General features: G+C 64.0%; 21 protein-coding genes. 11 read left to right on the top strand and 10 right to left on the bottom strand.

Features of this window, described 5'->3' with window-relative positions; all coding sequences use genetic code 11:
- Positions 1-55 precede the first annotated feature (55 nt).
- Complete coding sequence (locus ACLIKD_RS10095; RefSeq protein WP_428828223.1) at positions 56-1,132, bottom strand: YeeE/YedE family protein; 1,077 nt, start codon at positions 1,130-1,132, stop codon at positions 56-58.
- Between the two features lie 166 nt (positions 1,133-1,298).
- Between ACLIKD_RS10095 and ACLIKD_RS10090 the strand changes: the two genes are divergently transcribed.
- Positions 1,299-2,087: an NAD-dependent deacylase gene (locus tag ACLIKD_RS10090; RefSeq protein ID WP_428828222.1), complete on the top strand. Its 789-nt coding sequence runs from the start codon at positions 1,299-1,301 to the stop codon at positions 2,085-2,087.
- Between the two features lie 114 nt (positions 2,088-2,201).
- A complete protein-coding gene (gene phaP / locus ACLIKD_RS10085) occupies positions 2,202-2,825 on the top strand; it encodes a TIGR01841 family phasin (protein ID WP_226415994.1) in 624 nt (207 codons plus the stop codon).
- A gap of 104 nt (positions 2,826-2,929) precedes the next feature.
- Here phaP and parC read toward each other — a convergent pair whose 3' ends face one another.
- Positions 2,930-5,341 carry a DNA topoisomerase IV subunit A gene (gene parC, locus ACLIKD_RS10080; RefSeq protein WP_428828221.1) on the bottom strand — a complete coding sequence of 804 codons (2,412 nt, stop codon included), beginning with the start codon at positions 5,339-5,341 and terminating at the stop codon, positions 2,930-2,932.
- Between the two features lie 284 nt (positions 5,342-5,625).
- On the opposite strand from parC, the gene ACLIKD_RS10075 reads away from it, so the two are divergent.
- Positions 5,626-5,958 carry a hypothetical protein gene (locus ACLIKD_RS10075; RefSeq protein ID WP_428828220.1) on the top strand — a complete coding sequence of 111 codons (333 nt, stop codon included), beginning with the start codon at positions 5,626-5,628 and terminating at the stop codon, positions 5,956-5,958.
- Positions 5,959-5,960: 2 nt separating this feature from the next.
- Positions 5,961-7,247 carry a type II toxin-antitoxin system HipA family toxin gene (locus ACLIKD_RS10070; protein WP_428828219.1) on the top strand — a complete coding sequence of 429 codons (1,287 nt, stop codon included), beginning with the start codon at positions 5,961-5,963 and terminating at the stop codon, positions 7,245-7,247.
- Here ACLIKD_RS10070 and ACLIKD_RS10065 read toward each other — a convergent pair.
- Positions 7,244-8,161 carry a LysR family transcriptional regulator gene (locus tag ACLIKD_RS10065; RefSeq protein WP_428828218.1) on the bottom strand — a complete coding sequence of 306 codons (918 nt, stop codon included), beginning with the start codon at positions 8,159-8,161 and terminating at the stop codon, positions 7,244-7,246. The two genes, ACLIKD_RS10070 and ACLIKD_RS10065, sit on opposite strands and share 4 nt — an antisense overlap.
- Positions 8,162-8,248: 87 nt before the next feature.
- Here ACLIKD_RS10065 and ACLIKD_RS10060 point away from each other — a divergent pair, with 87 nt between their 5' ends.
- The 5 genes from ACLIKD_RS10060 (at position 8,249) to fliD (ending at position 12,836) form a co-directional block, all read left to right on the top strand.
- A complete protein-coding gene (locus tag ACLIKD_RS10060) occupies positions 8,249-8,689 on the top strand; it encodes a tautomerase family protein (RefSeq protein ID WP_428828217.1) in 441 nt (146 codons plus the stop codon).
- A complete protein-coding gene (locus tag ACLIKD_RS10055; RefSeq protein WP_428828216.1) occupies positions 8,686-9,309 on the top strand; it encodes a cysteine hydrolase family protein in 624 nt (207 codons plus the stop codon). The genes ACLIKD_RS10060 and ACLIKD_RS10055 overlap by 4 nt, the downstream gene beginning before the upstream one ends.
- 233 nt (positions 9,310-9,542) lie before the next feature.
- The gene (locus ACLIKD_RS10050; RefSeq protein ID WP_428828215.1) at positions 9,543-9,926 is read left to right on the top strand and encodes a DUF3597 domain-containing protein; all 384 of its coding nucleotides are present in this window, start codon (positions 9,543-9,545) and stop codon (positions 9,924-9,926) included.
- A gap of 65 nt (positions 9,927-9,991) precedes the next feature.
- Entirely contained in the window at positions 9,992-11,317 is a 1,326-nt protein-coding gene (locus tag ACLIKD_RS10045) for a leucine-rich repeat-containing protein kinase family protein (protein ID WP_428828214.1), read from the top strand.
- Positions 11,318-11,441: 124 nt separating this feature from the next.
- Positions 11,442-12,836 (top strand): flagellar filament capping protein FliD, encoded by a 1,395-nt coding sequence (fliD, locus tag ACLIKD_RS10040; protein ID WP_428828213.1) that lies wholly within the window; start codon positions 11,442-11,444, stop codon positions 12,834-12,836.
- A 5-nt stretch (positions 12,837-12,841) separates the two neighbouring features.
- Here the strand turns inward: fliD and ACLIKD_RS10035 are convergent, their stop codons facing one another.
- Positions 12,842-14,752, bottom strand: coding sequence for a B12-binding domain-containing radical SAM protein (locus tag ACLIKD_RS10035; protein ID WP_428828212.1), 1,911 nt, complete (start codon positions 14,750-14,752; stop codon positions 12,842-12,844).
- A 255-nt stretch (positions 14,753-15,007) separates the two neighbouring features.
- Here ACLIKD_RS10035 and ACLIKD_RS10030 point away from each other — a divergent pair, with 255 nt between their 5' ends.
- Positions 15,008-15,838 (top strand): phosphate/phosphite/phosphonate ABC transporter substrate-binding protein, encoded by an 831-nt coding sequence (locus ACLIKD_RS10030; protein WP_226415962.1) that lies wholly within the window; start codon positions 15,008-15,010, stop codon positions 15,836-15,838.
- 75 nt (positions 15,839-15,913) lie between these two features.
- Here ACLIKD_RS10030 and ACLIKD_RS10025 read toward each other — a convergent pair whose 3' ends face one another.
- Positions 15,914-16,855 carry a patatin-like phospholipase family protein gene (locus ACLIKD_RS10025; protein ID WP_428828211.1) on the bottom strand — a complete coding sequence of 314 codons (942 nt, stop codon included), beginning with the start codon at positions 16,853-16,855 and terminating at the stop codon, positions 15,914-15,916.
- Between the two features lie 256 nt (positions 16,856-17,111).
- Here ACLIKD_RS10025 and scpB point away from each other — a divergent pair, with 256 nt between their 5' ends.
- Complete coding sequence (gene scpB, locus ACLIKD_RS10020) at positions 17,112-17,891, top strand: methylmalonyl-CoA decarboxylase (RefSeq protein ID WP_428828210.1); 780 nt, start codon at positions 17,112-17,114, stop codon at positions 17,889-17,891.
- Positions 17,892-17,915: 24 nt separating this feature from the next.
- Here the strand turns inward: scpB and ACLIKD_RS10015 are convergent, their stop codons facing one another.
- From ACLIKD_RS10015 to ACLIKD_RS09995, 5 genes are all read right to left on the bottom strand, one after another.
- Positions 17,916-18,176, bottom strand: coding sequence for a hypothetical protein (locus tag ACLIKD_RS10015; RefSeq protein ID WP_428828209.1), 261 nt, complete (start codon positions 18,174-18,176; stop codon positions 17,916-17,918).
- A gap of 59 nt (positions 18,177-18,235) precedes the next feature.
- Complete coding sequence (gene parE / locus ACLIKD_RS10010) at positions 18,236-20,185, bottom strand: DNA topoisomerase IV subunit B (RefSeq protein ID WP_428828208.1); 1,950 nt, start codon at positions 20,183-20,185, stop codon at positions 18,236-18,238.
- A 120-nt stretch (positions 20,186-20,305) separates the two neighbouring features.
- Entirely contained in the window at positions 20,306-20,983 is a 678-nt protein-coding gene (locus ACLIKD_RS10005; protein WP_428828207.1) for a hypothetical protein, read from the bottom strand.
- Positions 20,984-21,077: 94 nt separating this feature from the next.
- Positions 21,078-22,133, bottom strand: a complete 1,056-nt coding sequence (locus ACLIKD_RS10000; protein WP_428828206.1) for an extracellular catalytic domain type 2 short-chain-length polyhydroxyalkanoate depolymerase — start codon at positions 22,131-22,133, stop codon at positions 21,078-21,080.
- Positions 22,130-22,537 carry a hypothetical protein gene (locus ACLIKD_RS09995; protein ID WP_428828205.1) on the bottom strand — a complete coding sequence of 136 codons (408 nt, stop codon included), beginning with the start codon at positions 22,535-22,537 and terminating at the stop codon, positions 22,130-22,132. Before ACLIKD_RS09995 ends, ACLIKD_RS10000 begins: the two co-directional genes overlap by 4 nt.
- Positions 22,538-22,567: the final 30 nt, after the last annotated feature.

Genomic DNA, 22,567 nt, shown 5'->3' with positions numbered 1-22,567 from the left:
TTAAAATCTGAGTGTTTTTACTGCCTGATGCCGGGCCCGGTGTGTCGGGGTGCGATCAGGGCTGCAGGGCCGGTAGCCGATCCGGCTCCGGCTTGTCGAGAGCGGCGTTGGCCAGACCGGCGCCGGCCCACATGCCGATCAGCGCCAGCCAGGCGGTCAGCGCAAACACGGAAGCACCGGAAACCCCGGCACCGACCGCGCAACCGCCGGCTAGCATGCCGCCGAAGCCCATGCAGACCGCGCCAGCGATATAGCGGCGCATGCTGTGCCCATCCTTGAAGCCTTCGAGCTTCAGTTCGCGCCCCCACAGGGCGGCGAGAAAAGATCCGAGGACAACGCCGGGGACCAGCCCGATGTTGAAATTCCAGGGCTGGCCGGGTGGCGACAGGACCAGCATCAGCACGTCGGCCGATGGGCCGGTGAAGCTCAGGCTTTGCACCGGAACGATCTCGAAGGACTGCGTCCCGATCTGGTAGGTCGCTAGCCAGGCGAAGGCAATGGTCAGGCCGACGCCGCTACCGCCCAGGCGTTCGCGCCAGCCCAACTGGGCGCGGCGGGCGAAATAAATGGCGGCGGCCAGCCAGATCAGGCCGAAAATCACGCCGCCGGGGTGGCCGAGATGGAAGGTGGCAAGCAGATCGCGGGCTCCGCCACCGTCAATCGTCCAGAGGCTGGACAGCCAGCTGCGCAGCGGCGAGAGCAGACCGCTCAGCGAGGCCTGGGCGACCACGGCAAAGATCAGACCGGTGAGCAGGGCGCGCAGATTGCCGTTGGCGGCGAGCACCAGCATGCGACTGGAACAGCCACGGGCGAGGATCATCCCGATCCCGAACAGCAAGCCGCCGATCAGCGCGCCGGACAGACTGCCGGTGGCGGCCAGCTGGCGGGCCTGGCTGACATCGAGCCAGCCGACGCTGATGAACAACTGGGTGGCGATCACCGCGCTGGAGAACGCGAAAAGCCAGACGGACAGCCGGGTGGTGCCCTGACGATTCCAGAACTCGACGACCGCCGAGCGCAGGCAGAAGCGCGAGCGTTGAGCAAAAATGCCGAAAAATACGCCGATGCTCAGGCCAGTCAGCGTGATTATCGTTTTTTCGCCGAGGAGTTCGGTCAGGCTGTCCAGGTCCATCGCTTCAGGTTTGATTGATTGGTAGGTCTGCCGCAGCAGTACAAAGCATATTAGTGCAAACTGATGAAACTTGCCGTGCCGGCGGGTGGCTTTTTTGATTTCCGGGGGTTATAAAGCGGGGATTCCGAAACCCCGGCCAACCGGCCAGAATGCTGCTGATCCCGACGTGACTACCTATTCCTCATCGACCGAAGCGGCGCTCGACGCCGTTGCCGAGCACCTCCGTCAGGCGCGCAGCGCCTTGTTCATCACCGGCGCCGGCATTTCCGCGGATTCCGGGCTGCCCACCTATCGCGGCGTCGGCGGCCTGTACGACAGCGAGGCGACCGAGGAGGGCTTGCGCATCGAAGAGGCGCTGTCCGGCGAAGTCTTCGCGGTCCGCCCCGACATTACCTGGAAGTACCTGATCCAGATCGAGGAAAACTGCCGCGGTGCGCAGCCGAATGCTGCGCACCGCGCGATCGCCACGCTCGACGACTATCTCGACCGGGTGATGGTGTTTACCCAGAACGTCGATGGTCTGCACCGGCTGGCCGGCAGCCACGACATCATCGAGATCCACGGCAATCTGCATGAATTGGTCTGTACCGCCTGCCGCTTCAGCGAGGCCGCCCCGGATTACAGCGGGCGGGCCGTGCCGCCGTGTTGTCCGGAATGCGGCGCGGTCCTGCGGCCGAAAATCGTGCTGTTCGGCGAGGCTTTGCCCGAGGCCAAGCTAGACCGCTTCATCGATGCCTTGCAGGACGGCTTCGACATTGTGTTCAGCATCGGTACCTCCAGCGTTTTTCCCTATATCAACCAGCCGGTCGTCTTCGCGGCGGGGAGCGGCATTCCTACGGTGGAAATCAACCCGTCGCGGACGCAGCTCAGCGATGTCGTCGACTACTACCTACCGCTCGGTGCGGCCGAGGCGATGACGGCGATTCTGGCCCGCCTGGGACTCGATACGGAATGAGCTAAACCGTTTCCGCTGGCCGGAAAACGGCGTGAATACAGGCTTCGACGGGTGTTGCTAGAAATTGGTGCGGTGCACCAAAAATCTCTTGACATTGAGATTGGGTTGGCTAGAATGAACTCCATGTTGCAGTGCAGCAATGCGATCACTGCCCAGATTACCAACCCTCAGGAGATTCACATCATGTTCACCAAGCCGCAAGATTTCACCAAGTCCGGTTTCGACTTCGCCCTGTTCTTCGCCAATACGACCTTCGAAGGTTTCGAGCGTCTGGCCCTGTTGAACCTGGCCGCCACCCGTTCGCTGTTCGAAGCTTCGATCGCCAACATCACCACGCTGCTTGGCGCCAAGGATGTTCAATCCTTCGTCACCATCCAGAAAGCCATCTCTGCTCCGTCCATCGAGCAAGGCCTGGAATACTCGCGCAACGTGATCTCGATCGCTGCCGAAACCAAGGATAAGCTGGCCAAGGAAGTTGAAACCAAGGTTGCCGAAGGCAACGCCAAGGTTTCCGGTCTGGTTGAAAAGGCCCTGGCTGCCGCTCCGGCTGGTTCCGAAGTCGCTGTTGCTGCCGTCAAGTCCGCCATCAAGTCGGCCAACGCCGCTTACGAAGGTCTGAACAAGGCCGCCAAGCAAGCTGCCGATGTCGCCGAAGCAAGCGTCAGCGCCGCTACCCAAGCTACCCTGAAGGCCGCCAACGTGGCTGCCCCGAAGGCTGCCGGCAAGAAGGCTGCCTAAACGCAGACTGTTCTGCTGCAGTAAAAAAGCCGGAGTTTCCTCCGGCTTTTTTTACGCCTGTCGCCAGCGTGGCGACTACGCCGAACTACCGGCGGATTTGCCGATCAGCGGCCGGCTCTGACCCGCTTGCCCTTGCCGCCGCGCGGGCCGCGACAGACAGCGAGCTTCTCGCCCTTGAGTTTGCCGGCCACGCCGTCAATCACCGGCACGATATCTTCCAGCGCTTCCTTGCCCGGCGTCGCATCAATCAGCTTCAGGCCACGACCCTTGGCGAGTAGCCGGACTTCCTCGACATTGAACACCAGCGCGCGGCCATCCTTGGTCAGACAGGCGATTTCACCGGCCGGCGCGGGGGCGAAAACGACCGGCGTATCGCCTTCCGGCAGGCTCATGAAGGCCTTGCCGGCCTTGCCGCGCGACAGCAGGTCTTCGCCTTTGCAGCGGAAACCGTAACCGCCGCTGGCTGCCACCAGGTAGAACGTTTCGCTGCGGATGGCCTGGGCCAGGCAGGGCTTGCCGCCATCCTGGAAATCGGCCAGCGAGGTGGCCGGAATGCCATCGCCCTTGCCGCCGGGAATGTCGGCGGCGGGAATCGAATAGGCGCGCCCGAGGTGGTCGAGCAGGATCAGGTTGTCCACCGTCCGGCAGGGCAGGCAGGCGAGCAGGCTGTCGCCGGAGCGGAACGTCAGTTGGGTCGGATCGATGTGATGGCCCTGGCGCGAACGCAGCCAGCCGTGTTTCGAGACGATCAGCGTGGTCGGCTCATCGACGATCGATACCGTCTTGGCATCCGACATCGTCACCTTGTCGGCCGCTTCGATGAAGGTGCGGCGGTCGTCGCCGTATTTCTTCGCGTCGGCTTCGATTTCGCTGGCAACGCAGGCGCGCAGTTCGCTTTCCGAATCGAGCAGCTTGTTCAGGCCGGCCGCTTCGGCCCGCAGCTTGGCCAGTTCCTCGCCGATCTTGATGCCTTCCAGCCGCGCCAACTGACGCAGGCGGATTTCGAGAATGTCTTCGGCCTGGATTTCGGACAGCTTGAAATGCGCCATCAGATCAATCTTCGGATCGTCCGACTCGCGGATCACCTTGATTACCCGGTCGATATCGAGCAGCACGGCCAAGCGGCCTTCGAGGATGTGGATGCGCTTTTCGGCGGCGGTCAGGCGATGCCGCGTGCGGCGCTGCACGGTGCTCAGCCGGAAGCGGCACCACTCAGCGATCATGCTGTACAGCGAGGCCTGGCGCGGCGAGCCGGTGACGCCAAGGACGGTCAGGTTGATCGAGGCGTTGGTTTCCAGGCTGGTATGGGCGAGCAGCATGCGCACCAGATCGTCCTGCCCCTGACGCGAGCTGGCCGGTTCGATGACCAGGCGCACGGCGTGCTCCTTGCCCGATTCGTCGCGCACGCCGTTTTCCGAAATGGACGACAGGAAGGCCGCCTTGAGGTTGAGCTGTTCCGGCGTGAATACTTTCTTGCCGGCCTTTTCCTTGGCCACAGGGTTGGAGCAGGCTTCGATTTCCGACAGTACCGTGGCGGTCGACACGCCCGGCGGCAATTCGGTAATCACCAGCTTCCACTGGCCGCGCGCCAGGTTTTCGATCTTCCACTTGGCACGGACGCGCAGGCTGCCGCGGCCGCTCTTGTAGGTGGCGGCGATTTCCTCCGGCGTCGAGATGATCTGCGCGCCGCCCGGGTAGTCCGGGCCGGGAATCAGCCGCAGCACTTCGTCTTCGGAGAAATCCGGGTTGCGGATGATTTCGACGGCAGCCTTGGCCACTTCGCGCAGGTTGTGGGCCGGGATTTCAGTGGCCATGCCGACCGCGATGCCGGACGCGCCGTTCAGCAGGCAGAAGGGCAGGCGGGCCGGGAGCAGGGCCGGCTCGTCGTTGGCGCCGTCGTAGTTCGGCTTCCAGTCGACCGTGCCTTCGTCGAGTTCGGCGAGCAGCAGTTCGGCGATTGGCGTCAGGCGGGCCTCGGTGTAGCGCATGGCGGCGGCGTTGTCGCCGTCGCGCGAGCCGAAATTGCCCTGACCATCGACGATCGGGTAACGCAGGCTCCAGTTCTGCGCCATGCGGACCATCGCGTCATACACTGAGGAATCGCCGTGCGGGTGGTATTTACCGATCACGTCACCGACGACGCGCGCCGACTTCACATGGCGCGGGCTCTTGTACAGGCCCATCCGGTGCATGGCGTAGAGAATGCGGCGCTGCACCGGCTTCTGGCCGTCGGCGGCCGAGGGCAGGGCGCGGCCGGTGACAACGCTCATCGCGTATTCGAGGTAGCGGCGGGCGGCGTAATCGGCCGGCGAGGGAATGTCGCCGGCCGGGCCGGTCGCCGCGGGCGGCAGAGCGGGCGGTACGGCCGTATCGCTTTCTGGCGGCAAACCGGGCAGGTCGGCGAGCGCCGGATCGGCGGGGGCTGCGGTTTGCGCTGCGGCCTCTGTGGTGACGGTTTCCGGTTCGTCGGTCGCCGCTTTGGTGCTGGCATCGAAGAGATTGAGCTGGTCGGTCATGGTGTTGCGGTAAGTCCTGAATCAAGTCGGGCGCAAATTTATCATAGGGCGGCGGCGGGCAAGGGCAATTCCGCCGGAAGGGCGGCGGCGGCAATGGTTTGGTAGCGCTTTCGCTGATGCGCAATCTGGGTGTTCGCTTCTATTTAATGGTCCAAAATTAGCCTGTTATATATGTTTTTATTGCTTAATGGCCTAAAATAAATCTGTTGTCGTGTTCTGTTTTTTGTGAACTAAAATTAGTCCATAATGCGTTCAGATTTAACTTAACGACCTAAAAATAGGCTATGGATATTTACCGGCTAACCAACGACGAGCTGGCCGCACAACTGGCCGCCAGTCTCAAGGCTTGGCGCGTTTCGCCCAACGGTGCAGCGCTGACCCAGGCCGATCTGGCACAGAAGAGCGGCATCGGTCTGACGCCGTTGAAGCGCTTCGAAAAAACCGGCGCCATCACGCTGCGCAACCTGATCGCCATCCTGCGCGCCCTCGATCTGCTCGACGGTCTGCAGAATCTCGTACCCGATGCCGATAGCCCGAGCCCGCTCGATGTGCTGGCCGCGGCGCAGAAAAAATCCGCCCGGGTCCGCCAGCGCGCGCCGCGCTCGCGCAAGGAGTAACAATGGAAGACATCCGCGCCGTCCAGGTCAATATATGGGGCCGCTTTGCCGGCGCCGTGGCACCGTTGCGCAACAAGCCCGGCTATTACGAATTCAGCTATGCCCCGGAATTCGTAAAGGACGGGTTGGAACTCTCGCCCATCCAGATGCCGCTCAAGGCGAAGCGGCGCTTCAGCTTCCCGGCCCTGGCCCAGGAGACTTTTCACGGTCTGCCTGGCCTGCTCGCCGATGCGCTGCCCGACAAATTCGGTAATGCACTGATCGACGAATACCTGGCGCGGCGCGGCATCCTGCCCGGCGATATCACCAGTTTGCAGCGCCTGCTCTACGTCGGGCGGCGCAGCATGGGGGCGCTGGAGTTCGAGCCGGCCGAAAAGACCTTGCGTGGCGCCGCTACCAGCCTGCCGCTCGACATGGCGCACCTGGTCGAGGACGCGCGGCGCGCCTTGAAAGGCGAATTTTCGAGCGTCGCCCAGGACATCATCGACATCGGTAGTTCGGCTGGCGGGGCGCGGGCCAAGGCGGTGATCGGCTGGAACCGCCAGGCCAATCAGGTGGTTTCCGGGCAATTCGACGTGCCGGAGGGTTTCGAGCACTGGCTGCTCAAGTTCGACGTCGGCAGCGTTGGCGAACTCGGCACGACGGCCGGCTTTGGCCGTATCGAATACGCCCATGCCCTGATGGCTGCGGCGGCCGGCATCGAGATGAGCGAATGCCGCCTGCTCGAAGAGGGTGGCCGGGCGCATTTCATGACCCAGCGCTTCGACCGGATCGGCAACGACAAGCTGCACGCCCAGTCGCTATGCGGCCTGCTGCACCTCGATTTCAACATGCCTTATGTGCACGGCTACGAGCAGTACCTGCGTACCGTGCTCGGCCTGCGCCTCGGCGCCGATGCGCTGGAGCAGGCCTGGGCGCGCTGCGCCTTCAATGTCGCCATCGTCAATTGCGACGACCACACGAAGAATTTCGGTTTCCTGATGGATCGCACCGGCCAGTGGCGGCTCGCCCCGGCCTACGACACCTGCTTCGCGCACAATCCGGGCGAAGGCAAATGGACGCGCCAGCACCAGATGCAGGTTGGTGGCAAGACCTGGGATATTGGCATCGACGACCTGCTCACCCTCGCCAAAACCTACGACATCCGCCATGCCCGCGAGCGCCTGCAACAGATCAGGGAAGCCGTCGCCCGCTGGCCCGAGTTTGCCGCAATGGCCGGGGTGGCCGAGGCGGAAATGCTGCACATCGCGGCTTTGCAGCCAGATTGGGCGAAATCGGCTGCGGCCTAGGCCGGCGTCTGGCGCAGGCGTTCGGCCAGGAAGTCGATGAAAACGCGCGTCTTCGGCGGCAGGTGGGGCTGCGGTAGCCAGAGCGCGTAAGCCGTCTGGCCGAACGGGCCGACCGGTGACCAGTCGGGCAGCAGCGGAACCAGGCGGCCGTCGGCGATTTCGCGGTCGACGGCGTAGTTCCAGACCAGGCCGATGCCCAGGCCGGCGAGCAGCAGGTCGCGCACGACCTCGCTGTTATTGACCACGACATTGCTCTTGACTCGTACCCGCGCCTCTTCGCCGGCCCGCTGGAAGCGCCATTCGCTGCCCAGTTCGCGCAGGCCGTAATGCAGGCAGTTGTGGCCGGCGAGGTCGGCGGGTGTATCGATTATGCGGCCCTTCAGGTAATCGGCTGCCGCGCACAGGCGGTAGCGCACCGGCATCAGCGCCTTGGCGACGACCTGATCGGGCGGCGTGCGGGTCAGGCGCAGGGCGACGTCGTAGCCTTCCTCGACGAGATCGACGAAGCGGTCGAGCAGGGTCAGTTGCAGTTCGATCTCCGGGTAGCGGGCGAGGAATTCCGGGATCAGCGGCGCCAGGCAGAGCTTGCCGAAAGTCACCGAGGCGGTGACGCGCAGGATGCCGCGCGGCGCCTCGACCAGGCCGGCGGCCAGGCGGGCGCTTTCATCGAGCAGCGCAACGCCCTGCGCGGCGCGCTCGTAAAGTACGCGGCCAGCCTCGGTCAGCGACATGGCGCGCGTCGTGCGCTGCAGGAGGCGTAGCCCGAGCTGCTTTTCCAGGCGGTTGATGCGCTTGCTGACCCCCGATTTGGTCAGCCCCATGGCGCGCGCCGCCGCCGAAAAGCCCTGCGTATCGACGACGCGCACGAAAACGGCGAGATCGGAGAGATGGTCGAGCGGGTTGATTGTTTCCATGGGGCAACAAACTGTTATGTAGTTGATGGATTGTAGCTACAAAGCCCGGCTGCAATCATGGCGGCGTGCATTCAACAGGAGAAACCCATGCCTTTGATCCAGATCGTCCTCAGCGGCCCGGCTGCCGCGCCGGCCACAATCCAAGCCCTGCAGCGGGAAACCACCGCACTGATGCAGCGCATCCTGCGCAAGGAAGCGGCGCTGACCGTGGTCAGCGTGACGCAGGCCCCGGCCGGCAGCCATGCCGTCGGCGGCGCCGCGCTCGCCGCATCGGCCAGCCTGCAGGCGCTGATTACCGCCGGCAGCAACAGCGAGGCGGAAAAGGCGGATTTCATTTTTGCCGCGCAAGCGATGTTGACCGCCGCGCGCACCGCCTGCCCGTGGGCTGCGGCTTTTGCCGCATCGCCGGCACCGCTCTACGTCGCCTTGCACGAACTGCCGGCCACGAGTTGGGGCTACGATGGCCGCACGCAGGCGGCGCGCAAGCTTGAGCGCGAGGCGGCCCAGCAAGCAGGAGGTGCCGCATGAGCGCCCGGACCTTGCGCCAGATCGTCGGCCTCGCGCCCGGTTTGCAGGCCGGGGCGACGCTGCCGGCCGCGAAAACCGCGCTCTTGCTGATCGACTACCAGCACGAATACTGCAGCGGCCCGCTAGCCTTGCCCGACGAGGCGCGCGTCACGCCCATCGCCTGCCGCCTGCGCACTTGGGCCGAGCAATCCGGCATTGCGGTGATTCATGTGCTGCACCGCGCCCCGGCCGGTTCCCTGTTGTTCGCCGAAGGCTCGCCCGGCGCCGAACCGCTCGCCGGGCTGGTGCCGGCGGCCGGCGAGACGGTGATTTACAAGCAGCTGCCTTCGGCCTTCACCGGCACCGAACTGGCCGAGGCCTTGCAGGCGAAGGGCAGCGAAAACCTGCTGCTTGCCGGCTACATGACCCACAACTGCGTCGACTCGACGGCGCGCGAAGCCTTCCATCGCGGCAACAAGGTCGCCATCGTCGCCGATGCCAGCGCGACACGCGACCTGCCGGGGCCGGGCGGCGAGACGATTACGGCGGCGCAGGTACACGCCGGCGTGCTCGCCGGGCTGGGCGACCGCATCGCCGAGATCATCGATCTGGCAACGCTACAGGCGCTGCGGGTGGTTTAGGGCGCGGCGGGCAGCGGCGAGACGGGCTTCAAGGCGGTCGGCGAAGGCGAACTCCGTCGGTTTTTGTCCTCTGTCGGAAAGCGACATCTGGAAAACCAAAGGCCGAAGACGAGAAATCCTCCGGGATAAAATTGATGACGCCCGCTTTCGAGGGGGCTACCATGGACAAGCGTTCAGCATGGTTTTGGACAGCGCTGGGTTTTCAATAAATATCTGAAATTAAAGGAACTTATATGGGAATTTTTAGCAATATCCTGGCCAAACTCGGCTTTGGCGACAAGAAGGAAGAGCCCGTCGCAGCGGCCCCTGGCGCGGCAGAAAGCCCGGCGGTACCGGCTGTGGCCCCGGTGGTGATCAGCAGCGTGGACGTCGTGGCCAAGCTGGAGGCATTGGCGATCGCCCATGGCGAAAAACTCAACTGGAAGGTATCGATCGTCGATCTGTTGAAACTGCTCGGTCTCGACAGCAGCCTTGCCGCGCGCAAGGAGCTGGCATCCGAACTGGCTTGCCCGGCCGAGAAGATGGGCGATTCGGCGCAGATGAATATGTGGCTGCACAAGACCGTGCTGCAGAAATTGGCTGAGAACGGCGGTAATATCCCGGCCGAACTGCTTTAACGCCACGCCAGTCGGTTTTTTTATAAGGAAGGCCCGCCCAGTGCGGGCCTTCTTACATGATGTGAATGCCCTTGAATACTCTTGAACAACTGCGCACCGGCGAACTGGCCGGAAGCCGGCGGGTTAAATTGGCCTGCGGCCTGAGCGAATTTCCGCGCGAGATCTTTGCACTCGCCGAGACGCTGGAAATCCTCGATTTGTCGGGCAATGCGCTGTCGTCGCTGCCGGATGATCTGCCGCGCCTGCACCGGTTGCGCATCCTGTTCTGCTCCGACAACCAGTTCACCGAACTGCCCGCAGTGCTTGGCCTGTGCCCCCGGCTGACCATGATCGGTTTCAAGGCCAATCGGATTCGCACGGTGCCGGCCGCCGCGCTGCCCTCCGGTCTGCGCTGGCTGATACTGACCGACAACCGGATCGCCGAACTGCCGGCCGAAATCGGGCGCTGCCGGCAGCTGCAGAAGCTGATGCTGGCCGGCAACCGACTGACCGCTCTGCCGCCCGAGATGGCCGCCTGCAGCCGCCTGGAATTGCTGCGCATCGCGGCCAACCGGCTGACGGCATTGCCGGCCTGGCTGCTTTCGCTGCCGCGCCTGTGCTGGCTGGCTTATGCCGGCAATCCGTTTTGCGCCGACGCCGAACAGCGGTCGCTGGCGCGCGCGCCGATTGCGCCGATTGCCTGGGACGACCTGCAGCTGGGCCAGCAACTGGGTGAGGGCGCTTCCGGGGTGATTCATCGGGCGGACTGGTTGGGCGATGACAATCCGCAGGCCGTCGCGGTAAAAATTTTCAAAGGCGAACTGACCAGCGATGGCTTGCCGCTCAAGGAAATGACCGCCTGCCTTGGCGCCGGCCGGCATGCCAATCTGATCCCGGTGCTCGGCAAGGTCGATCGGCACCCCGCGGCGGCGCATGGCCTGGTGATGGCGCTGATCGACGCCAGCTTCGACAATCTGGCCGGGCCGCCCAGCCTCGAATCCTGCACGCGCGACGTCTATCCGGCCGATCGGCGCTTTGCCTTCGCCACCGCTCTTCGTCTCGCCCACGGTATCGCCTCGGCCGCCGAGCATCTGCACGCCAGGGGCATCATGCATGGCGACCTGTACGCCCACAATATTCTGCATGGCGCTGACGGAACCGCGCTGCTCGGCGATTTTGGCGCCGCTTCGTTCTTCGCGCCGGATGATCGCCCGGTCGCCGAGGCCTTGCAGCGCATCGAAGTACGCGCCTTTGCCTGCCTGCTCGAGGAGCTGCTGGCGCGCTGCGATCCTTCGCTGGCTGGGCATCAAGCGCTGGCCGAACTGCAGGCCGCCTGCGCCGAGGAAACGATCGCCGCCCGTCCGCTGTTTGCCGAGATCGTCGCGACTTTGGCGGCCCTGCGGCGCCGCTGAAATGGCCGTGGCGATTGGTGGGCGGGCCGGCCGCCCCGGGTCCGGCGATGTGCTATAAAGAATATAGGAATCGCTGACGACAGGCATTCGCGAGGCGGTTCGACGTCATGTCCAGGAGGACAAAATGAACGTCTCCTCGATTTATGGGTACAACCCCACGTTAAATTTGATCAACGCGCTCTATCCGACATCGTCGGTCAGTTCGTTGTTCGGGGTTTCCGGCACATCCGGGGTGAGCAGCCTGCTTTCCCTGGGCGGTGTGCAGACCAGCATCTCCAGCGTGGGGAATTTGCTGAACGGCGTCGAAACGCTTGAGTCGGCGGCGCAATCCTTGGCTGGCTTGGGCAAATTCGATGCCCGGACGGTGACTTCGTCGAACGCCAAGGTCGCCACCGCTTCGGTCGGTGGCGGCACGTCCACCGGCACCTACGCCGTCGAGGTCAGACAGTTGGCCCAGGCGCAGACCTTGAGCAGCGCTCCGCAGACGAGTTCCCTGACGCCTATCGGCAGCGGGGCGGCAAGCTTGAGCTTCCAGTTCGCCAGCGGCGAGACCCGTCAGGTCGCGCTTGGCAGCGCCAGTAACACGCTGGCGGGGATCGCTTCGGCGATCAATTCCGCCGATATCGGGCTGCGGGCGCAAGTCGTCTCGTCGTCGGCCGGCTATCAGTTGAATGTCACCGGCCAGTCCGGAGCGGCCAATGCCTTCACCGTCGGCGTTAGCGGCAACGCCGGCATGGCCGACCTGCTGGCCTATCCGGCGCAGGGCAGCAGCGGGGTGACGCTGACCAGCCAGGCGCAAAATGCCGAAGGATTGCTGAACGGGACGGCCTTCACCGCCAGTACCAATACGGTCGGGACGGCCACCCCGGGTCTGACGCTGAACCTTGTCGCGACCGGGAAAACCGCGCTGAGCGTGGCCCCCGATAGCGCCATGACGAAGACGGTGAGTTCCTTTGTCGATGCGTATAACACGGTCCAGACGACGCTGACCCGGCTTGGCTTGGAAAACACCAGCCTGGGCCTGAGCGTCTCCTATCTGCGGTCCCAGTTGTCGAACTCGGTCGGCGACAGCACGAGCCTCGCCCGGATCGGCATCACCGGCAACGCCAACGGCACGCTGTCGCTCAATGCCCCGGCCTTCAACGCTGCCGTGAGTGCTTCGCCGACCAGCGTGGCGGGCGTGCTCAGCAGCCCCAGCACAGGGCTGGCCGAGCGTGTCACCGCACTGACCGACGGGGCGTTGTCGGCGTCGCGTCTGCTCCAGGTTGCCGTGCCGAGCTTCAATTCATCCAGCCTGCTCGGTACGAGCGGGCAAAGCTGGGAATACTCCTACCTCAGTCAGCTTGGCGTTCTCGATACCACCAACACCTCGTCGGGTCTGTCCTCGCTTTTCCTCAACGAAATGCTTGGTTCAAGCACCTCGAGCACAACAACCAGCTCGGCGAGCAACCAGTTTCTTCAATCGCTGCTCGCCCAACAGGCCTACAACGCCAATCTGCTGAGTGCGACCGTCGGCTGAGCCGCCTAGGCTGAGGTCCGGAGTGCCTTGGCGATGAAATTCCGGGGGACGCGGGTTTTCTGCACCCGGGTTGAAAACCAGCTGCGCACGTCCTCATCCAGCCCGATGCCGTACATGTAGTTGTAGAGCGCCTTGTTCAGCGCGACGCCCAGGCTGCGGTGGTCGACGCCGGTCGGGTCGATGAATTCGACGTCGTTGGTGGCGAAACGGATTGGCGGCAGCGGTTTGAGCTTGATGCCGTATTCGGCCGGGTTCTGGCCGACCGGCGAATGCACGGTGCAGGCGAAGCGGTGAAAGAAGCCGGACTGGATGCAGCCCTCGGCGAACAACTGGCGGACGTATTCCAGCGCGTCGACGGTGTCCTGCACCGTCTGGGTCGGGAAGCCGTACATCAGGTAGGCGTGGACGAGAATGCCGGCATTGGAGAAAGCCTTGGTGACACGCGCTACCTGGTCGACCGAGACGCCTTTTTTCATCAGCGTCAGCAGGCGGTCGGAGGCGACTTCGAGACCGCCGGAGACGGCGATGCAGCCGCTGTCGGCGAGCTGGTTGCAAAGGTCCGGAGTGAATGACTTCTCGAAGCGGATATTGCCCCACCAGGAGATCGCCCGGTTGCGCTTTTCCAGTTCGTCGGCCAGCGCCTTGAGCGCCTTGGGCGGGGCGGCTTCGTCGACGAAGTGAAAGCCGGTCTGGCCGGTTTCGCCGATGATCTCTTCGATGCGGTCGACCAGCAGGGCGGCCGGGGCGCCGTCGTAGCGGCCGATGTAATCGAGACTGACGTCGCAGAAGCTGCATTTCTTCCAGTAGCAGCCGTGCGCCACGGTCAGCTTGTTCCAGCGCCCGTCCGACCACAGCCGGTGCATCGGGTTGAGCATGTCGAGCAGCGACAGGTAGCGGTCGAGCGGCAGGCCGTCCCAGGTCGGCGTGCCGACTTCGGCGAACGGGATGTCCGGCTCGCTGCTGTTGAAGTAGCGGACCTGGCCATCGACGCGGGCGAAGGTGCGCACCAGGTTGAGGCGTGGCCGCCGGCCATCAAGGTGTTCGAGCAGGGCGAGCAGCGGCCGCTCGCCGTCGTCGAGCGTGACGTAGTCGAAATAGTCGAAAACCCGCGCTTCCTTCAGTTCGCGCAACTCGGTATTGACATAGCCGCCACCCAGCACGATGACGATGGCCGGGGCGTGCGCCTTGATCGCCCGGGCCATGCGGAAGGCGGCATAGACCGAGCCGGGGAAGGGGACCGAAATCAGCACCAGGCCGGGATTGCTCCGGTCGACGGCGGCCAGGGTCAGCTTTTCCAGGGTTTGATCGACCAGCGTCGGCGCCGCAGCGAGGGCGCGGGCCAGCGGCTCGAAAGTCGGCTGGCTCTGGGCCAGCGACTCGGCATAGCGGACGAATTCGAAACGCTCGTCGACCGCCTCGCGCAGCACGTCGGCCAGGTCGTTCAGGTACAGCGTCGCCAGATGGCGTGCCCGGTCCTGCACGCCCAGCGCGCCAAAAGCCCAGGCCAGCGGGTCGCCGCTGCCGTCGTCGAGGAAGGCGTCGAGCGAGGCGAAGCGCGGGCCTTCCGGCAGGAAGTTGCGGCCGCAGATGCGATGGCCGATCGATGGGTCGCGGCCCTGCAGGAAGGCGACAGCCGGCGTGATGGTCGCCAGATAGCGGTCGAACTGGTCGGCAAAGCAATGCAGCGTGGCCGAACGTTTTTTCGCCGGCACCGCCTTCACCTTATCGAGAATGGCGCGCAGGCCGGCCGGCGAGAACAGCTCGAGGACCAGCTTGAGGGCAATATCCTCCTGTTCGGCGGCGATTCCGCGCGAACGCAGAAAGCCGGTCAGATAGGCCGACGACGGGTAGGGAACATTGAGCTGCGTCATCGGCGGGATGAGACACAGGGTGCGCATGGTGCTGGGGAGCGTCATCGGAAAGGGCTGGGCTGTTTGGGCGGCGAATGCCGGCCCGGGTCGGTATTAGACCGGGCTAAATGATCATCGGCAAGTTGGTATGCGGGCGCCGGCTGATGAATTTATCAAATATACAGGTTGGCAACAAAATATTTGCTCGAAATGTCAAAAGTGAAATCGTTAAAATGCAGTTTTCGTTTATTCTTCCCGGGTAAATCAGAGATTAATAATCTGGTTATCGACTAAAAGTCACTTCCCCTGGAGAACGTTCCGATGCGACTTGTTTTACCCCTCAGCCTGGCAGCCTTCGTCCTGCTCGTTCCCGCCGCGCACGCGCAGAGCGGAGCGAAAAAACCACAACTGGTCTTCGCGGTCAGCGAAGGCACATCCGGCGGCATCGACGCCGAAACGGCGCGTGCCAAATATCAGCCGCTGGCCGATGTGCTCGGCCGGGCGATCAATGCCGAGATCAAGGTGGCTTTCGTCCGCGAATTTTCGGCTCTGGAAAAAGGGATGAAAGACGACCAGTACGATCTGGTCATCGCCCGTCCCTCCGATTACCCGGCGCGCGGCCTGCGCGACTATCGCTACAACTTCGTCGCCACGGCGAAACCGGACGGCCAGTGCATCCTGATCGTGCACAAGGATTCGCCGATCAAGAAAGTGGCCGATCTGAAGGGCAAGACCTTCATCTTCCCCGAGAAGAAGGCTTACATGACCCGCTTCTGCCGCGCCGAACTGCGTGACCAGGGCATCCTGATCGACAACGAGGCGGTCAGCTACGTGCGCGAACAGGGGGCGATTCCGTTCTCCATAGAGAACCGGATTTCCGACGTCGGCGGCATTGCCTCTTACTCCGGTGCCTACGCGCAGTGGATCAAGGGCGAGCATAGGGTCCTGCATCAGTCGAAGGCGCAGCCCTACATGCCGCTGGTCGCCTCGCCGCGCGTCACTGCCGAACAGGTCGGCAAAATGCAGCAGGCGTTGAACGAACTGGCCGGCTCGGCTGCCGGTGGCCAGATCCTCAAGCGGGTTGGTATCACCGGTTTCGTGACCACCGAGGAAGGCCGCCTGCGCAAACTGCTGGAGTGGTTGGGCGTCTGACGACAGGCCGACCAAGCAAAAGCCATCCTGCGGGATGGCTTTTTTGTTGTTAGTTGGGCACCCGCGTTCCCGGGGCTACCTGCCCAGTTTCTGGCGAATCTGCGGCAGGGCCGCCTGGGCGGCGCGTTCGCCTTCGAGAATGGCATCGTGGCGGGCGGTGAAGTCCCAGGATTTGACGTAGGGCAGGTTCGGGCGAATGACGATGTCGGCCTGGCGCAGTTCGGCTTTGCCCATGATGCCGCCCATGATGGTCGTCGTCTGCCACAACACGCTGGTCAGGCTATCGATCGGCTGACCTTCCGGACGGGCCGAAATATCCACGGCAATGACGAAATCGGCGCCCATTTCGCGCGCCGCGAGGACCGGAACGGGACTGCTCAGGCCGCCATCGACATAGGTTTTGCCACGAAAGCGGGTCGGCTGAAAAACACCGGGAACCGCCGCCGAAGCGCGAACCGCCATGCCGGTATCGCCGGTCCGGAAAACCACCCGTTCACCGCTATTGAGGTCGGTGGCGACCGCCGCGAAAGGCTTGTTCAGGCCTTCCAGCGGCCGATTGCGCAGGTGCTGATTGACGAAGCCCTGCAGCGCTTCGCCTTTGAGAAAGCCCTGGCCGCTCAGGGTCCAGTCGGCAAAAATGGTTTCGTCGAGCTGCTGGGCGATCTTCTGCATCGCGTAGGCATCGTGGCCGCCGGCATACAGTGCGCCGACCACGGCGCCGGCGCTGGTGCCGACGACAATGTCGGGGACGATGCCCTGCGACTCGAGCATCTTGATCACGCCGATATGGGCAAAGCCGCGTGCCGCGCCGCCGCCGAGAACCAGGGCGACTTTCGGCTTGGCGGGCGGTGGCGGCACCGGCTTGTCGAATGACAGGCTGGCGCAGCCGGCCAGCACTACCAGGCTGGCCGCCAGCAGGCCGCGACGGAGGGTGGATGGCCGGGCGGCGCCGGCGAATTGGCTGAAACTGCTGCTATTGCGCGTCGGACGGGCTGTCCTGGCGGGGTGTTCGTTCATTGTCTTTTCCGGGATCGAGGCCATTTCCCGGTTCACGTTCAGACGGTGGCGGAAGCTGGGCATCGGGAAGCGAATGATAGGGGAAAAAGCAGGGTTTTCCCCAGTGCTTGCCCGAGGAAATAGCGCGAAATCACACCGGGAATCCGGCTGGCATCGTGCGAGTGTCATCGAAGCAACGAGTTTGAGGCACACTAGCGCGACATTTTTCGGCCAGCCCGTCAGCGTCGCGGGCTTTTCATCTGATTCGGACCTTTTCATGGCATTCATTCAAACCAGCATTGCCGAGCATATCGGCACCATTACCCTGGCTTACCAGAGCAAGCGCAACGCCCTGTCGGAAGCCCTGATTACCGAGGTTTCCGAGGCCCTGCGGGCGTTTCAGGCGCAATCGGTACGCGCCGCCATCCTGCGGGCCGAACCGGGGGCCAAGGTCTGGTCGGCCGGGCACAGCGTCGACGAATTGCCGAAAGGCGGGCACGACCCGTTGGGCTGGCAGGACCCGTTGCGCATGCTGATTCGCGACATCGAGGCCTTTTCCGCCCCGGTCATCGCCATGGTTGAGGGCGGCGTCTGGGGCGGCGCCTGCGAGCTGGTATTCGCCTGCGACATGATCATCGCCACGCCGAACGCCACTTTCGCCGCGACGCCGGCCAAGCTGGGCGTTCCCTACAACGCCTCCGGCCTGCTCACCTTCCTCAATGCGACGACCCCGCATATCGCCAAGGAATTGCTGTTTACCGGCCAGCCGATGAGCGCGGCGCGACTCGAGCGCCAGGGCATCATCAACCACCTGGTCGAGGCCGAGCAGATCGAGGCTTTCTCGCGCGACATGGCTCGCGGCATCGCCCTCAACTCGCCGCTGGCGATCAGCGTGATGAAGGAGCAGCTACGCATCCTGTCGGCCGCCCAGCCGCTCTCGCCGAACGACTTCGAGCGCATCCAGGGCCTGCGCCGGGTGGTTTACAGCAGTCGTGACTACAGCGAAGGAATCCGGGCGTTCACCGAAAAGCGCAAGCCGGTCTACCTCGGCGAGTAACCGGCGCGCCTGGCCGGCCGGTTTTCAGTCGGTGACGAAAACCAGGCCGAACGCGCCAATCGACGTGACTTTGTCGTTCACCGTGGTGTACGAGCCGACGCCAAAGGAATGGTAGCGCGAGGCGAAGGAGGTCAGCTGGCCGATGCCGAAAACGCGCTCGAGCTGGCTGCGCTCGGCGATCACTTCCTTGATCTTCGCCCGGTGTTTCTCCGGCGAAGGATTGAGCACGAAGGCCAGGGCAATGACTACGGCCGTAACGATCGGGCCGGTAAAAGATTTGGACATGTGGTGCTCCTTCCTCGTTGGCGCCGGGCGGGTTCCCCGGCTGGCGCAGCAGACCGGCCTTAGACGTCGGCCTCGACCAGCCCGCCGTCCTTCTCCATCCACGCCCGGCGGCCGGCAGCTTCGCCCTTGCCCATCAGCAGCGTGAAAGTCGCGGTCATTTCCTTGATCGTTTCGCGGCTGGCCTGGAATGGCACCAGCCGGCGGGTATCCGGGCAGAGCGTGGTTTCCCACAGCTGGTCCGGGTTCATTTCGCCGAGGCCCTTGAAGCGGGAGACGGTGATCTTGTTTTCCGAAACGCCTTCGTCGCGCAGCTTGGTCAGCGTCTGTTCCTTTTCGGCTTCGTCGAGGCAATAGACCTTGCGGGTATGGCCGCGCGCCTCGACATCGACGCGGAACAGCGGCGGTTGGGCGACGTGGATGTGGCCGCGCTCGACCAGCGCCGGGAAGTGCTTGAGGAAGAGGGTGAACAACAGCACCTGGATGTGGCTGCCGTCGACGTCGGCATCGGACATCACGATGATCCGGCCGTAGCGCAGGCCGGACACATCGACCGTCCCGATCTGTTCGATGCCGTGCGGGTCGACGCCGACCGCCACGGAAATGTCATGCACTTCGTTGTTCTTGAACAGCTGATCGCGATCGACTTCCCAGGTGTTCAGCACCTTGCCCCTCAGCGGCAACACCGCCTGGGTTTCCTTGTCGCGGCCCTGTTTGGCCGAGCCGCCGGCCGAGTCGCCCTCGACCAGGAAGACTTCGTTGCGCGTGATGTCGTCGGATTCGCAGTCCGTCAGCTTGCCGGGTAGTGTGGCAATGCCGGAGGATTTCTTCTTCTCGACCTTCTGCGTCGACTTCATGCGGTTCTGCGCCGCCTTGACGGCCAGTTCGGCGATCTTCTTGCCATACTCGGCGTGGCTGTTCAGCCACAGCTCGAACGGGTCGCGCACCATCTGCGAAACCAGCTTGTAGGCGTCGCGGCTGGTCAGCTTTTCCTTGGTCTGGCCCTGGAACTGTGGGTCGAGCACCTTGGCCGAGAGCAGGTAGGTCATCCGGCCGCAAACGTCTTCCTGCGCCAGCTTGACCTTGGCCGGCAGGATGGCGTGGTGCTCGGCGAAAGTCTTGATCGCCTCGAAGACGCCGGCCTTCAGGCCGGCTTCATGGGTGCCGCCGTCCAGCGTCGGGATCAGGTTGACGTAGGATTCCGGCTTGCCACCGCCTTCCTCGAACCAGGCCAGCGCCCAGGTGGCGCCTTCGCCGACGGCGAAGCCATTGGCTGTCGCGACATACTTTTCGCTGACGAAAATCGGCGCCACCGGCGAGCCGACCATCATTTCGTTGAGATAGTCGGCCATGCCGTTCTGGTAGCACCAGACTTTCTTTTCCTGGCCCTCAATGTCCAGTTCGACCGTGACATTCGGCATCAGAACGGCCTTCGAGCGCAGCAGATGCTCAAGCTGGCCAAGATTGATCTTCGGCGAGTCGAAATACTTCGGGTCGGGCTGGATACGCACCGTGGTGCCGGTATTGCGCTGGCCGCAGTCGCCGATCCGGCTCAGTTCCTCGGTGACGAAGCCGGCGCCGAAGGCGATGCGGAAAACCCCGCCGCCGCGCTTGATTTCAACTTCCAGCCGGGTCGACAGGGCATTGGTCACCGACACGCCGACGCCGTGCAGGCCGCCGGAAAAGCGGTAGGCGTTGCCGGCGTCCTTCTTGTTGAACTTGCCGCCGGCGTGCAGCTTGCAGAAAACCAGCTCGACCGCCGGCTTGCCTTCTTCCGGATGGATTTCGACCGGGATGCCGCGGCCGTTGTCGCTGACTTCGATCACCCCGTCGGCCCCGACGATGACCCCGATCTTCTTGGCGAAGCCGGCCAGCGCCTCGTCGGCCGCATTGTCGATGACTTCCTGAATGATGTGGGTCGGACAGGTCGTCCTGGTGTACATGCCAGGACGTTCCTTGACGGGTTCAAGGTCTTTCAGGACGCGGATGGAGGAGGCTGAGTAGTCGGACATGTGCTTCAAATCTGGACAAAAGGGCAGGGTGGCCGCGACAGGCGGAGCGGGCCGAATTCTAACCCGAGGCCAGGGCGCGCGGGCGGTCGGACTGACATTGCCCGGCGGCCGGCCAGCGGGCTAGCGGGTTTCGCCCGAATCCGGCGGACTGCCGCAGCTCGCCTTGCATTGCCCGTTGGCTGTCAGGCAACTGTCGCAGCTTGCGCCGGCGCAGTGCTTTTGACAGGTCCACAGCCGGTCGGCGCAGGCGCGGACGCAGTTGTTCCAGGCGGTTTGCCGCGCCGAGGGTTGGTCGACCGACGGCAGATGCAGCACGCCGCGCGCCGTTGCCCGACAGTTGGCCAGGTCAAAGCTGCGTGGCGGGCCGGGCAGCAGCTCCCATTCCGTGTCGTTAAAGGACAGCGCCGCCTGCAAGGCAGGCAGGTCCGGATAGGTCAGCATCTTGTCGGCGAGCAGCGTATTGAGGCCGATGCAGTCGGCCTGCCGGGCGCGGGTGACGGGTATCGTCTGGTCTGCCTCGCCGAGTCCGTGGCGGGCGCACTGATGGGCGTAGAAAAACAGGCGGGCGGCTGGCGTCAGCCGGGGCAGCACCTCGGGGTTGTAGCGGATCACCGCCCGGCCGCGTTCGGTGACGGTGCGTACCAGCATCGCCTGCTGCTCGTCGGCCACGGCCGGCAGCGTCTGGCCCCGGCCATCCTGGCAGGTCTCGAAAATCGTCACCTCGGTCGCCGCGCTGAGGCCCGACAGCAGCAGGGCCAAGGTGGCAGCGAGCAGGGCCAGCCAGTTTTTTCTCGACATCAGGCATTCCTCCTTGTGGCAGCGAAAGCCCAACCCTGGGCGACAAGCGGTCTGACCAGGCGATCAACGGCTGGCCAGCACCGGGCGGGCGAGGTTAGGGTTTGGCCGGCGCGCCCAGGCCATCGATCATGGCGCGTACGGCGTGCATCTGGAGGCCGTCGCGGGTGTGGTAATCGCTGCCGGAATAACCCCACCAGTCCCAGCAGCCTTTCGGGTTGAGCAGCCACTTGAAGGACCAGAAGGCAAAGCCGTTGCGCGAGGTAATTTGCGGGTAGAGCACGATCAGCCGGTTGCTGGCGGCCCAGCTGTTGTAACCGGCGCCTTCGACGAACCGTTGGCCGATTTCGCCGGCATTCTGGCGGCAGCCGTGGAACGCCACGTGGACGCGGCAGCCGCCGGCGCGACAGGCGTTCGGGACGAAGGCGTAGCCCTCCTTGGCGAGGCTGGCATCGATCGGCAGGCCCTTGATGAAGGGGGCCTGATCGAAAGCAATGATTTCGCCGGCCGGCGGCGCGGCGGCCGGTTGCAGCGGGCCGAGAAGATGGGTCAGCAACTGGCCGGCGGCATCGAAATCCTGGCAACGATTGATGAACGGTGGCTTGGAAGTATCGCAGGCATTGGCCTTGGGGTCGGCGACCGAAATCATCGCGTGGCCGGCATCCGGCAGCTTGACGTAGCGGATTGCCGACTCGGGCAGCGTGCTGCGGTAGAAGGCGGCGAGGGCGTCCATCACCACCGTGTCGACGGTCTGGTCCTTGCCCCCGGAGAGCAGCCAGACCCGGTCGTCGCGCAAATCCTTGAGCGGGTCGATCTTGCCCGACTCGGCCAGTTGGCGGACGATTTTCAGCGTTTCATCGGCGTTTGGCGGCGCTTCCTTGCCGATCGGCTCCATGCAATTGCCGAGGGCCCGGTCGACCGAGCCTTTGGCGCAGTAGTACGGACCGCCGGCGAGAATGCCGGCGCCGCGCACCAGGCTTGAATAGGCAACCTGAAACTGCACTGCCATGTAGCCCCCGGACGAAATTCCCGAAACGGTGACTTCCGAGGTGTTGGCGGCCAGCCCGGGGAGCGGCGGGGCGGCGGCGACGCCGCTGGCCAGAAGCAGCAGCGCAAGGGCGAAGGCGGGCGCCGGACGGGAATGGATAGTCATAGAAGCAGTCCTCCAATCAGCAACAGGGCATACGGGAACGCGACGGTCGGTCTGGCCGCATTGGCCAGATATTCGCCGATCAGGCCGAGACTCCCCGGCCGACCGGCCTGCCATTCGCTATGCAGTTGATAGGCCGCGCCCGGCGCTGGCGGGTCTTGCCGGAGCAGCGCTTCGATGTGCAGCAGGCGGTCGCCGAGGCGCGACTGGCTGGTCCGCAGGATGCCTTCCATCAGCCAGAAGACGAACAGCGTCGGGCCGATCAGGACGAGGGTGATGCCTTCGGCCAGGGCCAGCGCACAGAGCACGGTGGCGGTCAGCTTGATCAACAGGCTGCTTTTTTCGTATTGCTCGTGGTTGTTCTGCAATGTCGTCCATTCGTGGCCGAGCGGGGAAAAGCTGTTCATCAAGGGGCAAACTCCGGAGGGGCGGGCGCG

The sequence above is a fragment of the Azonexus sp. IMCC34842 genome (assembly GCF_050368855.1).
Lineage (GTDB): Bacteria > Pseudomonadota > Gammaproteobacteria > Burkholderiales > Rhodocyclaceae > Azonexus > Azonexus denitrificans_A.
This window is presented reverse-complemented; position numbering and strand designations above follow the sequence as displayed.

Excerpts from the sequence above, each read along its gene's own strand:
- ACLIKD_RS10075 (WP_428828220.1), top strand. The coding sequence starts at position 5,626 with ATGGATATTTACCGGCTAACCAACGACGAGCTGGCCGCACAACTGGCC.
- phaP (WP_226415994.1), top strand. The coding sequence starts at position 2,202 with ATGAACTCCATGTTGCAGTGCAGCAATGCGATCACTGCCCAGATTACC.
- ACLIKD_RS10030 (WP_226415962.1), top strand. The coding sequence starts at position 15,008 with ATGCGACTTGTTTTACCCCTCAGCCTGGCAGCCTTCGTCCTGCTCGTT.
- ACLIKD_RS10050 (WP_428828215.1), top strand. The coding sequence starts at position 9,543 with ATGGGAATTTTTAGCAATATCCTGGCCAAACTCGGCTTTGGCGACAAG.
- ACLIKD_RS10000 (WP_428828206.1), bottom strand. The coding sequence starts at position 22,133 with ATGACTATCCATTCCCGTCCGGCGCCCGCCTTCGCCCTTGCGCTGCTG.
- ACLIKD_RS10035 (WP_428828212.1), bottom strand. The coding sequence starts at position 14,752 with ATGACGCTCCCCAGCACCATGCGCACCCTGTGTCTCATCCCGCCGATG.
- parE (WP_428828208.1), bottom strand. The coding sequence starts at position 20,185 with ATGTCCGACTACTCAGCCTCCTCCATCCGCGTCCTGAAAGACCTTGAA.
- ACLIKD_RS10025 (WP_428828211.1), bottom strand. The coding sequence starts at position 16,855 with ATGAACGAACACCCCGCCAGGACAGCCCGTCCGACGCGCAATAGCAGC.
- fliD (WP_428828213.1), top strand. The coding sequence starts at position 11,442 with ATGAACGTCTCCTCGATTTATGGGTACAACCCCACGTTAAATTTGATC.
- ACLIKD_RS10065 (WP_428828218.1), bottom strand. The coding sequence starts at position 8,161 with ATGGAAACAATCAACCCGCTCGACCATCTCTCCGATCTCGCCGTTTTC.
- ACLIKD_RS09995 (WP_428828205.1), bottom strand. The coding sequence starts at position 22,537 with ATGAACAGCTTTTCCCCGCTCGGCCACGAATGGACGACATTGCAGAAC.
- ACLIKD_RS10005 (WP_428828207.1), bottom strand. The coding sequence starts at position 20,983 with ATGTCGAGAAAAAACTGGCTGGCCCTGCTCGCTGCCACCTTGGCCCTG.
- ACLIKD_RS10095 (WP_428828223.1), bottom strand. The coding sequence starts at position 1,132 with ATGGACCTGGACAGCCTGACCGAACTCCTCGGCGAAAAAACGATAATC.
- ACLIKD_RS10060 (WP_428828217.1), top strand. The coding sequence starts at position 8,249 with ATGCCTTTGATCCAGATCGTCCTCAGCGGCCCGGCTGCCGCGCCGGCC.
- ACLIKD_RS10055 (WP_428828216.1), top strand. The coding sequence starts at position 8,686 with ATGAGCGCCCGGACCTTGCGCCAGATCGTCGGCCTCGCGCCCGGTTTG.
- scpB (WP_428828210.1), top strand. The coding sequence starts at position 17,112 with ATGGCATTCATTCAAACCAGCATTGCCGAGCATATCGGCACCATTACC.
- ACLIKD_RS10070 (WP_428828219.1), top strand. The coding sequence starts at position 5,961 with ATGGAAGACATCCGCGCCGTCCAGGTCAATATATGGGGCCGCTTTGCC.
- ACLIKD_RS10045 (WP_428828214.1), top strand. The coding sequence starts at position 9,992 with ATGCCCTTGAATACTCTTGAACAACTGCGCACCGGCGAACTGGCCGGA.
- parC (WP_428828221.1), bottom strand. The coding sequence starts at position 5,341 with ATGACCGACCAGCTCAATCTCTTCGATGCCAGCACCAAAGCGGCGACC.
- ACLIKD_RS10015 (WP_428828209.1), bottom strand. The coding sequence starts at position 18,176 with ATGTCCAAATCTTTTACCGGCCCGATCGTTACGGCCGTAGTCATTGCC.